This window comes from Actinomadura sp. NPDC049753 (assembly GCF_040674655.1).
GTDB lineage: Bacteria > Actinomycetota > Actinomycetes > Streptosporangiales > Streptosporangiaceae > Spirillospora > Spirillospora verrucosospora.
In genome coordinates this window covers 1-11,171 of sequence record NZ_JBFARL010000239.1, presented here as the reverse complement: position 1 = coordinate 11,171, position 11,171 = coordinate 1, and the positions used below count along the sequence as shown (strand labels likewise).

The following is an 11,171-nucleotide window of genomic DNA, read 5'->3' as shown; positions in this document are numbered from 1 at the left end:
GACCGGCTCTCGCCGCCGTGGGGCGCGGCGTCCGGGTCGGTCAGCCAGGCGGCCAGCGCGTCCGGATCGGCGTCCGCGAGGCGGAGCCCCGCCCAGGAGCCGTGGTCGGCCTCGGCGAGCGCCGCGACCGGGCGGGCGTCGAGGCCGAGCGCGGCGCAGGTCTCCCGGGCCGCGCGGGCGGGCGACGTCCACGCCGCCCCGTCCGGCAGTGCCCCGGACAGGGCCCTCGCCCTCGCCAGGCCGGACGGGTCGGCGGCGGGGTCGGCGGGGAAGCGGGCCTGCCGCATTCCCGCCGACGTCGCGTGCCGGACGAACAGCACGCCGCTCAGGGCGGCCCGCTCACGACGGCGCCGGGGCCCGGGCGGCCCGGTCGCAGAACCACCCGAACAGGGTTCCGAAGGACGCCCAGAACACGAGCTGCGTCCCGAGCGAGGTGAGGCGGAACTGCCACAGCAGCGTGGCGGGGAACCCGTCCGGCACCTCGTCCACGGCCGGCAGCAGCACCGACGCCACCGCCACCGGGACGACGAACGCGAGGACGGCCGCCGGCCAGCGCGCCCACGGCCCGCCGCGCACGCTGCGCGCCGTGGTCACCGCGATGGCGGTGGAGAGCAGCCCCACCCCGATCATCGCCAGGTACAGCAGGGTGCGGGTGTTGATCGTCTCCGGGTCGCCCACCGCGGGCGGGTTCGCCGGATACTTCAGGAACGGCACGACGATGACGGCGGCGAAGGCCGTCCCGGCGGCGGCGAGCGCCAGCGCGGCGTCCGAGCGCGGCCCGACGCGCCCCCGCAGCCCCGCGAAGGCGAGCGCGAACACGCCGCCCACCGCGAGGCCGTAGAGACCCGTGGCGAGGAAGAGCCCGGCCTTCTGCGTGCCCCGGCCCACCTCCTCGCCGTGCTCGTGTGTTCCGGACTCCTGTTCGTGTGTTCCGGACTCGTGCCCGTGTGTTGCCTCGTGCCCGTGTGCCGCGGACTCGGGCTCGGCGGCCGCGCCGTGCTCGTGCACGGCGGCGGCCTTCTCCAGGGCGATCGCGTCGTCGATGCGGGGTTCGCCGACCGCGAAGGCGAAGGCGCCCGCGACGAGACCGGCCAGCAGGCCCAGAAGAAGGCCCCTGACCAGCAGGGTGCGCACCACGCGGCGGTCTAGTGGCAGGGCACGCCGAGCAGGTGCCGCCCGTCGTGCATCAGCTCGTGGAGGTAGCCGCCGGTCTGCGACACGGCGCCGTTGTCCATCAGGACGAGGTAGCCGAGGAGCAGCAGCGCGGGCACCGCGAGCAGCCAGGGAACGAGGTGGGAAAGGGGGATGTGGCGAGCCGACAGCGTGCTCACGGAGCCTCCGTAGGGGATCTTGCGCGTCCCGGACAATGAGGTCGCGATCACCCGAGCGACCTGGCTCCCGGGATCGTCGTCCCGGATACAGTGGCGCGTCCGCACCGGCATCTCACCGGATTTCCCTCGGGCAACCGTGAATCAGCCGAACGCTACGGGCCCGCCGATCGCCCTGTCAACAGCGCGGCCCCGCCCCCGCCCCGCCCGTTGAACCGGATACACGGCCAGCAAGGGACCGAAATCCGGCTTTGTTGCCATGAAGAGCGACTCACCTATCATGGCGATTTTCGTCTCGCGTCCCCCGCCGTCCGAGAACGACCGACGTTGGAGCTCCCCACATGATCACCCAAGAGACCGGCCCGCCCTCCTCCCTCGACGAGGTCAAGGGGTGGTTCCCGAAGATCGACCAGCTGCTCTTCACCTGGTTCCTGGAACGCCAGGAGAGGCTCGGCGAGCGCGGCGACCTGGTGGAGCTCGGCTCCTACCTCGGCAAGAGCGCCATCCTGATGGGCCGCCACCTGCGGGAGGGCGAGACCTTCACCGTGTGCGACCTGTTCGACACCGACGCCCCCGACGACTCCAACCAGGCGGAGATGCGGGGGTCCTACTCCACCCTGACCCGCCGGGCGTTCGAGTCGAACTACCGCGCCTTCCACGACCGGCTTCCGGAGATCGTCCAGGGCCCGACCTCGCTGATCCTGGACCACGTCCAGCCGGAGACCTGCCGGTTCGTGCACGTGGACGCGTCCCACCTGTACGAGCACGTGCACGCCGACATCCGCGCCGCGCACGTGCTGCTCCCGGCCGGGGGCCTCATCGTGTGCGACGACTACCGGTCCGAGCACACCCCGGGGGTCTCCGCCGCGGTGTGGGAGTCGGTGGCCACCGACGGCCTGCGCCCGATCTGCGTCACCACGCAGAAGCTCTACGGCACCTGGGGCGACGCCGACGCGGTCCAGGACGACCTCCTGGAGTGGCTGGCGGCGCGGGACGACGCCTGGCACGAGGTCCAGCAGGTCGCCGGGCGCCGGCTCGTCCGCGTCAAGGGCAAGGGGGCGACGCGCCCGCCGAACGAGGTCGGCAGCCTGAAGGAGCGGCTCGCGCGTGCGGAGAAGCGGCTCGCCCGGGCGGAGGACAGGCTGGCCCGCGCGCGCGGCGAGCTGGAGGCCGTCCGCGGCTCGGTCAGCTTCAGGCTGGGACGGGCGGCCACCGCCCTCCCGCGCGCCCTGCGCGGCGGCCGCCGGTCCTAGCCCCGCCCTCGGCACGTCGATAGAACACGTTCTAGTATCGGCGCCATGCGACACGGCATCGTGCTCTTCACCAGTGACCGGGGCATCACGCCCGCCGCCGCCGCGCAGGCCGCCGAGGAGAACGGGTTCCACACCTTCTACGTCCCCGAGCACACGCACATCCCGGTCCGGCGCCAGGCCGCGCACCCCGGGACGGGCGACGAGACGCTGCCCGACGACCGCTACGCGCGCACGCTCGACCCCTGGGTCGCGCTGGCGTCCGCGGTCACCGTCACCTCGGTGATCCGGCTCGCGACGGCCGTCGCGCTGCCGGTGGAGTCGGACCCGATCACGCTCGCCAAGACCGTCGCCTCGCTCGACCACCTGTCGGGCGGCCGGGTCACGATCGGCGCGGGGTTCGGCTGGAACACCGACGAGCTCGCCGACCACGACGTGCCCGCCGACCGGCGCCGGACGGTGCTGCGCGAGTACGTGGAGGCGATGCGGGCGCTCTGGACGCAGGAGCAGGCCTCCTACGCGGGGGAGTTCGTCTCGTTCGGGCCGTCCTGGGCGTGGCCCAAGCCGGTCCAGCCGCACGTCCCGCTGCTGATCGGCGCGGGCGGCGGACCGAAGACCCTCGCGTGGATCGCCGCCCACGCCGACGGCTGGATGACCACCCCGACCGAGCGCGACATCCTGCCCAAGGTCGCCGCCCTGCACGCGGCCTGGGCGGACGCGGGGCGCGCGGGCCGGCCGGAGGTCTGCGTCCTGGCCGCGGCGCGCCCCTCGCCGGAGGACGTCGCCGCCTGGGAGGAGGCCGGGGTCACCGAGATCATGTGGGGGCTGCCGGACCGGCCCGCCGACGAGGTGGTCGCCTTCCTGGCCCGCCACGCCGCCCGCCTCGGCCTGTGACGCGGCCGGGCCGGGCGGCGCATTCGCCAGGGCCTTTAATGTGTTTTGTCTGACTCGTCCGAAATGCCGTAGACAATGGCGCGAACGCGCCGTTCAGAGCTTTCGGCCGACTCCCGCATAGCACCATTGGCGGTCCGCGCGGGGCGGCACGACCGTGCCCGCATCGGGGCGCCACATCGACAGGGTGGTGAGTCCGGGCTCCACGAGCTCGAAACCGTCGAACAGGCGCGTGACCTCCGCGCGGCTGCGCAGGGTGATCTGGTACGTGGCCCGCTCGTACACCGCGCCCGCGTGCCGGACCCTCCTGTCGGCGTCGAAGTCGCCGGTCACGTGCGACACCGCCAGGTGGCTGCCGGGGGCCATCGCCTCGCGGAGCCGCGCCACGATCCCGGGCGGGTCGTCGCCGTCGCCGATGAAGTGCAGCACGGCCAGCATCAGCACGGCGACCGGCCGGTCGAAGTCGATGAGCCCCTTCAGCTCGGGGTTCGCCAGGATCTCGTCCGGGCGGCGGGCGTCGCCCTGGATGACGGTCACCCCGGGCGTCCCGGCCAGCAGCGCCCGCCCGTGGACCAGCACGACCGGCTCGATGTCGACGTACACGACATGGGAGTCGGGCGCGACCTGGTGGGCGATCTCGTGCACGTTGCCCTGGGTGGGCAGACCCGAGCCGATGTCGATGAACTGCCGGATCCCGGACTCGGCGAGGAAGCGCACCGCGCGCCGCAGGAACGCGCGGTTCTGGCGCGCCATGAAGGGGGTGTCGGGAGCGTGCTTGACGACCTCCTCCACGGCCTCCCGGTCCGCGGCGTAGTTGTCCTTTCCACCCAGAAGGTAGTCGTACATCCGCGGGACGTTCGGCGTGTGCGGATCGACGGTGTCCAGCGTCCTCTCCCCGGTTCGCGGCGACGCGACCTCCGGTCTGGGAAATGTCGCGAAGTTACCCGGGACATGTAAGCATTGCGATCAACTCGGAAACAACCGAAACGACGATGCCGACGCGGAGGGCGCGAATGCGAAGCGACGCCGGAACCCCATCGCCGATCCCCGGTCCGCCCGCGCGGGACGACGGTGCGGCGGCCATCGCGGAGGCCGGCGGGCTGCACGAGTACCAGCTGAGGCTGCACGCCGAGTACGGGCCGGTGGTGCGGTTCCCCCTGCCCGGCGCGGGACTGGCGGTGTCGGTGGCCGACCCGGTGCTGCTGGAGGCCACCGCGAAGATCAACAAGCGGCCGGAGAAGCTGTTCGAGTTCCTGGCGCCCCTCCAGGAGTCGGGCAACCTGCAGACGATCCCGGCCGACGAGCACGGCCCCTGGCGCCGGGTCATGCTGTCGGTGCTGGCCGGTCGCCCCTCCCACGAGGCGCACTTCGCCCGCTTCACCGCGCTCGCCGCCGAGATGGCCGACCGCTGGGAGGCGCACGACGGCCCCGTCGCGCTCCAGCGGGACCTGAGCGAGTTGTCGCTGCGCATGATCTGCCAGTACGCGCTCGGCAGCGGCCTGGAGTCCCCGGAATCGGCCGCGCGGGTCGTCTCCGCCTTCGAGACCGTCCTCACCGAGTACATGGGGCAGGCCGGGGACGGGCCGGGGGGCCGCGCCCAGGAGGCCCTGGCCTACCTGCGCGCCACCGTCGACCAGGTGCTCACCGCGCACCGCGAGCGCGGCGGCTCGGCGCCGGCCGGGCGCAGCGACCTGATCGCCGCGCTGGCGGAGGCGGGCGAGTCCCCAGCGCGCATCCGCGACACGGTCCTGATGACGATGCTCGCCGCCCACCACACCACCGGCGTCGCCATCTCCTGGACGCTGTACCTGCTGGCCCGGCACCCGGACGCCGCCGAGCGCGTCACCGAGGAGCTGGACCGCGTGCTCGGCGACCGGTCCGTCCCCGAGTACGGCGACCTCAGGCGGCTGACCTACCTGGACATGGTGCTCCGGGAGACCATGCGCCTGTACCCGCCGGGACCCTACGGCGCGCGGGAGGCCACCGAGGACGTCGTGCTCGGCGAGTACACCGTCCCGGCGGGGACGACCGTCTTCTACCCGTTCTGGGCCGTGCACACGAACCCCGACTACTGGCCCGACCCGCAGCGGTTCGACCCCGGCCGGTTCGCGCCGGAGGCGTCGGCGGGCCGCCCGCGCCTGGCCTACATCCCCTTCGGGATCGGCCCGCGCAGCTGCGAGGGCGCCGCGCTCGCGACGGTCGAGGCCCAGCTCGTCCTGGCCGTCCTGCTCAAGCGCTTCGCCTTCCGCCTGGCGCCCGGCCAGACGGTGACGCCCATCGAACGCTTCGTCCTCTGGGCCGCCGAGGACATCCACATGACCGTCACCCCGCGCGAGTCCGCCTGAGCCCCGCGGGTGGTAGAACAACCGGATGGAGTTCTTCTGCTACCACCGTGACCGTGCAGGCTCGATCGGGCTCCGCGAGGAACTGGGGGAGCAGCACTGGTCCTACATGGACCGGTACGACAAGGAGCTGATCGCCCGGGGCCCCACCTTCGTCGGCGAGGTCCCCACCGGCAGCGTCCACATCGTGGACCTGCCCGACCCCGCCGCCGCCCGCGCGTTCGCCTTCGACGAGCCCAACTACCAGGCGGGCGCGTACCGGGACGTCATGGTGCGCCGGTGGCGCAACGCGCTGGGCCGCACGATGTGGGACTTCCCGGGCGGCCGGACCGGCGGCGACCGCTTCCTCGTCATCGGCCTGGGCGAGGGGGAGGGCGCCGACCTCGACGTCCCGGCGGACGACGACCTGATCGCCTACGGCCCCCTGCTCTCCGACGACGGCGAGGCCTGGCTCGGCACGGCCGTCCTGCTCCGCGCCGCGGACGCGGACGCGGCCCGCGCCGTCCTCACGCGGGACCGCTACGCCGCCGTCGAGGTCCACCAGTGGGAGTTCGGCGGACGCCGCTGACCTCGCCGGCCCCCGGCCCCCGGGTCAGACGTTGCGAAGGACCGACACGACGACGCCGAGGACGGCGGCCTCGTCGCCGTCGATGACGTCGTAGGCGGGGTTGCGGGGTTCGAGCAGGACGTGCCCGTCGCGGCGCCGGTAGACCTTCACGGTGGCCTCGCCGTCGATCATCGCGGCGACGATCTGGCCCGAGTGGGCCTCGGGCTGCCGGCGGACCACGACGATGTCGCCGTCGCAGATCGCCGCGTCGACCATCGAGTCGCCGCGCACGCGCAGGCCGAAGACGGTGCCGCGCCCGGTGAGCTCGCGGGGCAGCAGCAGCGTGTCGTCGGCGTGCTCCTCGGCCGGGATCGGCGTGCCGGCGGCGATGTCCCCGACCACGGGCACGGTCACCTGGCCGCCGCCGGGCTCCCGCGCCGGGCCCTCCCGCAGGAAGGCGCGCACGTCGATCGGCCGGGCCACCGCGTCGCCCCGCCGCAGGAAGCCCTTGTCCTCCAGGCTCGCCAGGTGGCGCGACACCGACGACGGCGACCGCAGGCCCACGGCGTCGCCGATCTGGCGGGTGCTCGGCGCGTACCCGTACCTGACCGCCCAGTCGCGGATCATGGCCAGGATCCTCTGCTGGCGCGGGGGCAGCGCGGAGGCGTCCAGGTCCCCGAACGGGTCGAGATCACTGTAGGCGGTCACCCACGGAATTGTAGGGGCGCGGCGGCCGGCGGAGCGGCCGGGACGCGCGGCGGTGGCGGCTCTCAGGAGCGCATCGCGGCCTCCAGCGCCGCCGCCTCGAACTCTGCGGCCAGTTCCACGACGTCCTCGGGCGCGCGCGATGGGGAGCCGGCGTCGAACGGGGGCCGCGGGTCGTACTCCGTCCAGAGTTGGACGGCCTGGGCGGTGCGCGTGCCGGTGAGGAAGTCCACCAGCCGCAGCGCCATGTCGATCCCGCTGGAGACGCCGGCGGCGGTCACGATGCGCGCCTCGCGCTCGACCACCACGCGTTCCTGAGCCGGAACGGCGCCGAACAGGGGGAGCTTGTCCAGGTGCCGGTAGTGGGTGGTCGCGCGCAGCCCGTCGATGAGGCCCGCCGCTCCGAGGATGAGGGAACCGGAGCACACCGAGGTCGTCCAGCGGGTGGTGGGATGGACCTCGCGCAACCAGGCCGGGAGCGCACCCTCCAGCACGTGCACGGTGCCGGGCCCGCCGGGGACGACCACGACGTCCGGGCGCGGCGCCTCGTCGAGCCCGACGGCGGTCAACCGGAGGGTGCGGCAGTCGTCGAGCACCGGCCCGGCCTTCTCGGCGGCGAACACCACCCGCACGCCGGGGGTGAGGGCCAGCATCTGGTACGGGCCGACGACGTCGAGGGCGGTGAAGCGGTCGTACAGGGGGACGACGACCGTGATGTCGGAAGTGGTCATGGCGGCGGCTCAGTGGCAGTACTCGCGGCGGCGCCGGAGCAGAACGGCGAGCATCGCGACCATCATCAGCACGTGCGCGGCCGTCATGAACGCCATCCCGCTCATGACGCCGGCCCACACGAGCGGGACCAGCGCCGCCGGCACGTACATCGCGGCGCACATCTCCAGCGTGCAGGCCCGGCCGTGGCGGCGCAGGAGCATCCAGGCGGCCATGCCGACCGCCATGTCGGTGGCCATGAGCAGGTAGTGGGCGCCCGGATGCGCGTCGAACGCGACCGTGAGCCCGAGAAGCGCTCGAAGGCCGCCGAAGACGAGCATTCCGGCGAACATCGCGAGCACCATCTCGACGTAGTGCAGAGTGAGCCGCCGCCAGGCGGTGCGCGGGTGCGCGGTGGCCCGGGAATCGAGGTCCAGGGCGCGGGACGTGGTAGCCATGACGACACTTTCGGCGTGCCGGGACCCGTCCGCCAGTTCCGGGCGCGGGCAGGTCCGAAAACTTGGGGTGGCCGTCTATCGGACATAGGTGATAGATGTCGTGCCGCGCAATACCGTGACGGTATGCACGAACTGCGTCGCGTCCTCGTGGTGGGCTACCCGGCGGCCGAACTGCTGGACATCGCCTGCGTCGTCTCGGCGCTCCAGGTGGCCAACTTCCTGAACGGGCGCGGCGTCTACGAGGTCTCCCTGGCCTCGCCGGGCGGCAGGCCGATCCGCACCGGGACGGGTCTGACGCTTCAGGCGCAGCAGTCGCTGGAGCGCGCCGCCGGGCCGCTCGACACGCTGGTGGTGTCGGGGGGCATCGGCTTCGTCGACGCGATGGAGGACGGGCGGCTCGTCGCGCACGTGCGCAGGCTCGGCCTGGAGTCCCGCCGCGTGGCGTCGGTGTGCACCGGCGCCGGGGTCCTCGCCGCGGCCGGGCTCCTGGACGGACGGCGGGCGTCGACCCACTGGGAGCACGCCGACTTCCTGGCGCGCCGGTTCCCGGCCGTCGACTTCGACAGCGGGCCGATCTTCGTGTCCGACGGGAAGGTCTGCACGTCCGCCGGCGTGACCGCGGCCCTGGACCTCACCCTGTCGTTCATCGAGGCCGACGTGAGCCCGGACCTGGCCCGCAGCGTGTCGCGGCAGTTGGTGACGTACCTGCAGCGGCCCGGCAACCAGGCGCAGATGAGCATGTTCACCGCGCCCTCGGCGCGCAACTCGCTCGTCCAGGACGCCGTCGCGCACATCGCCGGGAACCCGGCCGCGGACCTGTCGACGGCGGCGCTGGCGGCCCGCGCGGGGGTGAGCCAGCGCCACCTGGCCCGCCTGTTCCTGGCCGAGCTCGGCATGACCCCGGGGCGGTTCGTGCGCCGGGCGCGCGGCGAGGCGGCGGCGCACCTGCTGACCGGCACGGCGCTGACCGTGGAGACCATCGCGGCCCGCTGCGGTTTCGGCAGCGAGGAGGCGCTGCGCCAGGCGTTCCGCGGCCTGTACGGAGTCTCCCCGTCCCACTACCGCGCCACGCAGAGCACCACCCGGTGAGCCGGAAGGGTCCGCCTCCGCGGTTTCGTGCGATCGAGCACCTCGGGCACCAGGGGAATGTTTAGATCGGGGTCGGGGCGGTAGCGAGCGGACCGATTGCTTCGCCTCGGGAGACGAGACATGCCACCTTCAGACCAGCCGCACCGCGACCAGTCACACGTGCCCGAGGACCCGGCCGGCGACCAGGCGGGCGGCCTCCCGTCCTCCACCGCCACCAGCTACGCCTCCTTCACCGCGGCGACCTCGCCCACGCAGGCCGCCCGCTCGCCGCTCACCGCGTCCGACCCCTCCTGACTCCCGGCGCGGCTCTCTCCGGCGGACGCCCGGCATCGGCGCCGACCTCGGCAGTACGAGGTCGGCGCCGTTCGCGTGCGCGGGCGGGCGGCTCAAATACAGACAATCTGGCATGCAATCCATGCGGCTAATCTCACGTAGAAATTGTTGACAATCTTGTTCGCGGATTCGTAGCATCGCCGGCACGCCGGTGGTGCCCGGCGGCGCCCCCGACCGTCCTGGAGAAGCTTCGTGATCAGAATCCGCGCGGCCGCCGCATCCGCCCTCTCGCTCGCCGCGTGCGGAAGCGGCGGGGGCGGTTCGGGCGCCTCCCGGACGAGCGCGACCAGCTCGCCGCCCGGCCCGCCCCGCGCTTCATCGAAACGGCCGCCCGCCGGGTCGGCATCGTCCGCACCGCCCGCAAGCTCTTCGACGGCACCGTCTTCCCCCCGGAGTTCCGCATGAGCGTCAAGCACGAGATCGCGCACGTCGCGCACGTCGAGCTGCTGACCCCCGAACCGGACCGCAGCCTCTGGTTCTTCACCCGGGTCATGGGCCTCACCGAGGTCGGCGCCGAGGGCGACTCGGTGTACCTGCGCACCTGGGACGACTACGGGCACCACATCCTCAAGCTCACCGCGCACACCACCTCCGGCATCCGCCGCACCGGGCTGCGCGCGTCCTCCCGGCAGGCACTCGACCGGCGCGTCGCGGCGATCGAGGACGCGGGCCTCGGCGTCGGCTGGCGGGACGGCGACCCCGGCATCGGCCCCACCACGTGTTCCGCGACCCCGACGGCCACGAGCTGGAGATCTACTGGGAGTCGCAGTGGTACGAGGCGCCGCCGGAGCTGCGGCCGTCGCTGAAGAACCAGGCGCAGGCCTACCCTGCCCTCGGCGTCTGCGTCCGCCGCCTCGACCACGTCAACTTCCTGGCCGCAGAGGTGGAGCCGAGCACCGCGTTCGTCCGCGACGTCCTCGGCGGGCACCCCACCGAGCAGATCCGGCTGGACGACGGCACCATCGGGGCCCGGTGGCTGACCTTCACCAACAAGTCCTACGACCTGGTCTACACGCGCGACTGGACGGGCGCCAACGGCTGTTTGCACCACATCGCGTTCGCCACCGACACCCGCGAGGACATCCTGCGGGCCGCCGACATCTTCCTCGACAACGATGTCTTCATCGAGACCGGCCCCCACAAGCACGCCATCCAGCAGACGTTCTTCCTCTACCTCTACGAGCCGGGAGGCAACCGGATCGAGCTGTGCAACCCCTGCGCCCGCCTCATCCTGGCCCCGGACTGGAGGACCGTCACCTGGACCGAGGCCGAACGCGCCAAGGGCCAGGCGTGGGGGCTGAAGACCATCGAATCCTTCCACACGCACGGCACCCCGCCCGTGGACGTCCCCGCCCCCTGACGCTCACTCCTCGCTTCGGGTCGCGTCCCCGGCGGTGCCGCTCGCGCCCGTCCCCAGCTGCCGGACGCTGCCCGTCCAGTACGCGACCTACATGGGCAACCTCGTCCGCGGGGACCTCGGCGAGTCGCAGCAGAGCCACCGGCCGGTCGCCGACGACCTG

General features: G+C 73.1%; 15 protein-coding genes and 1 riboswitch. Of the genes, 8 read left to right on the top strand and 7 right to left on the bottom strand.

What is annotated here, in order from left to right:
* The 3 genes from AB0K37_RS36405 to AB0K37_RS36395 form a co-directional block, all read right to left on the bottom strand.
* A partial coding sequence (locus AB0K37_RS36405; protein ID WP_363989134.1) for a histidine phosphatase family protein occupies positions 1-320 on the bottom strand: 320 nt, incomplete at its 3' end.
* Positions 321-339: 19 nt separating this feature from the next.
* Positions 340-1,134 carry a CbtA family protein gene (locus AB0K37_RS36400; RefSeq protein WP_363989132.1) on the bottom strand — a complete coding sequence of 265 codons (795 nt, stop codon included), beginning with the start codon at positions 1,132-1,134 and terminating at the stop codon, positions 340-342.
* Positions 1,135-1,145: 11 nt separating this feature from the next.
* Positions 1,146-1,331, bottom strand: a complete 186-nt coding sequence (locus AB0K37_RS36395; RefSeq protein ID WP_179835852.1) for a CbtB-domain containing protein — start codon at positions 1,329-1,331, stop codon at positions 1,146-1,148.
* 59 nt (positions 1,332-1,390) lie between these two features.
* A riboswitch (cobalamin riboswitch) is annotated at positions 1,391-1,451 on the bottom strand.
* A 218-nt stretch (positions 1,452-1,669) separates the two neighbouring features.
* Here AB0K37_RS36395 and AB0K37_RS36390 point away from each other — a divergent pair.
* Both AB0K37_RS36390 and AB0K37_RS36385 read left to right on the top strand, forming a co-directional pair.
* Positions 1,670-2,581 carry a class I SAM-dependent methyltransferase gene (locus tag AB0K37_RS36390; RefSeq protein WP_363989129.1) on the top strand — a complete coding sequence of 304 codons (912 nt, stop codon included), beginning with the start codon at positions 1,670-1,672 and terminating at the stop codon, positions 2,579-2,581.
* 45 nt (positions 2,582-2,626) lie between these two features.
* Positions 2,627-3,472: an LLM class F420-dependent oxidoreductase gene (locus AB0K37_RS36385; protein WP_363989126.1), complete on the top strand. Its 846-nt coding sequence runs from the start codon at positions 2,627-2,629 to the stop codon at positions 3,470-3,472.
* A 93-nt stretch (positions 3,473-3,565) separates the two neighbouring features.
* Here AB0K37_RS36385 and AB0K37_RS36380 read toward each other — a convergent pair whose 3' ends face one another.
* Positions 3,566-4,354 (bottom strand): SAM-dependent methyltransferase, encoded by a 789-nt coding sequence (locus tag AB0K37_RS36380; protein ID WP_363989137.1) that lies wholly within the window; start codon positions 4,352-4,354, stop codon positions 3,566-3,568.
* A 128-nt stretch (positions 4,355-4,482) separates the two neighbouring features.
* Between AB0K37_RS36380 and AB0K37_RS36375 the strand changes: the two genes are divergently transcribed.
* Both AB0K37_RS36375 and AB0K37_RS36370 read left to right on the top strand, forming a co-directional pair.
* The gene (locus AB0K37_RS36375; protein WP_363989123.1) at positions 4,483-5,814 is read left to right on the top strand and encodes a cytochrome P450; all 1,332 of its coding nucleotides are present in this window, start codon (positions 4,483-4,485) and stop codon (positions 5,812-5,814) included.
* Between the two features lie 25 nt (positions 5,815-5,839).
* Positions 5,840-6,379, top strand: a complete 540-nt coding sequence (locus AB0K37_RS36370; protein WP_363989120.1) for a YciI family protein — start codon at positions 5,840-5,842, stop codon at positions 6,377-6,379.
* 24 nt (positions 6,380-6,403) lie between these two features.
* Here AB0K37_RS36370 and lexA read toward each other — a convergent pair whose 3' ends face one another.
* From lexA to AB0K37_RS36355, 3 genes are all read right to left on the bottom strand, one after another.
* Positions 6,404-7,066, bottom strand: coding sequence for a transcriptional repressor LexA (gene lexA, locus AB0K37_RS36365; RefSeq protein WP_363989117.1), 663 nt, complete (start codon positions 7,064-7,066; stop codon positions 6,404-6,406).
* 62 nt (positions 7,067-7,128) lie between these two features.
* On the bottom strand, positions 7,129-7,794 hold the full coding sequence (locus tag AB0K37_RS36360) for a DJ-1/PfpI family protein (RefSeq protein WP_363989114.1): 666 nt from the start codon (positions 7,792-7,794) through the stop codon (positions 7,129-7,131).
* A 9-nt stretch (positions 7,795-7,803) separates the two neighbouring features.
* A complete protein-coding gene (locus tag AB0K37_RS36355; protein ID WP_363989111.1) occupies positions 7,804-8,229 on the bottom strand; it encodes an LPXTG cell wall anchor domain-containing protein in 426 nt (141 codons plus the stop codon).
* 123 nt (positions 8,230-8,352) lie between these two features.
* Between AB0K37_RS36355 and AB0K37_RS36350 the strand changes: the two genes are divergently transcribed.
* The 4 genes from AB0K37_RS36350 to AB0K37_RS36335 all read left to right on the top strand — a co-directional run bounded on the left by AB0K37_RS36350 (position 8,353) and on the right by AB0K37_RS36335 (position 11,011).
* Positions 8,353-9,318, top strand: a complete 966-nt coding sequence (locus tag AB0K37_RS36350) for a helix-turn-helix domain-containing protein (protein WP_363989109.1) — start codon at positions 8,353-8,355, stop codon at positions 9,316-9,318.
* A gap of 120 nt (positions 9,319-9,438) precedes the next feature.
* The gene (locus AB0K37_RS36345; RefSeq protein WP_363989106.1) at positions 9,439-9,612 is read left to right on the top strand and encodes a hypothetical protein; all 174 of its coding nucleotides are present in this window, start codon (positions 9,439-9,441) and stop codon (positions 9,610-9,612) included.
* A gap of 278 nt (positions 9,613-9,890) precedes the next feature.
* Positions 9,891-10,457, top strand: coding sequence for a hypothetical protein (locus AB0K37_RS36340; RefSeq protein ID WP_363989103.1), 567 nt, complete (start codon positions 9,891-9,893; stop codon positions 10,455-10,457).
* Entirely contained in the window at positions 10,370-11,011 is a 642-nt protein-coding gene (locus AB0K37_RS36335) for a VOC family protein (RefSeq protein ID WP_363989100.1), read from the top strand. The genes AB0K37_RS36340 and AB0K37_RS36335 overlap by 88 nt, the downstream gene beginning before the upstream one ends.
* Positions 11,012-11,171: the final 160 nt, after the last annotated feature.

What these genes read in the sequence shown, in the direction of transcription:
- AB0K37_RS36390 (WP_363989129.1), top strand. Translation starts at nt 1,670, where the DNA reads ATGATCACCCAAGAGACCGGCCCGCCCTCCTCCCTCGACGAGGTCAAG.
- AB0K37_RS36385 (WP_363989126.1), top strand. Translation starts at nt 2,627, where the DNA reads ATGCGACACGGCATCGTGCTCTTCACCAGTGACCGGGGCATCACGCCC.
- AB0K37_RS36375 (WP_363989123.1), top strand. Translation starts at nt 4,483, where the DNA reads ATGCGAAGCGACGCCGGAACCCCATCGCCGATCCCCGGTCCGCCCGCG.
- AB0K37_RS36370 (WP_363989120.1), top strand. Translation starts at nt 5,840, where the DNA reads ATGGAGTTCTTCTGCTACCACCGTGACCGTGCAGGCTCGATCGGGCTC.
- AB0K37_RS36360 (WP_363989114.1), bottom strand. Translation starts at nt 7,794, where the DNA reads ATGACCACTTCCGACATCACGGTCGTCGTCCCCCTGTACGACCGCTTC.
- AB0K37_RS36355 (WP_363989111.1), bottom strand. Translation starts at nt 8,229, where the DNA reads ATGGCTACCACGTCCCGCGCCCTGGACCTCGATTCCCGGGCCACCGCG.
- AB0K37_RS36350 (WP_363989109.1), top strand. Translation starts at nt 8,353, where the DNA reads ATGCACGAACTGCGTCGCGTCCTCGTGGTGGGCTACCCGGCGGCCGAA.
- AB0K37_RS36345 (WP_363989106.1), top strand. Translation starts at nt 9,439, where the DNA reads ATGCCACCTTCAGACCAGCCGCACCGCGACCAGTCACACGTGCCCGAG.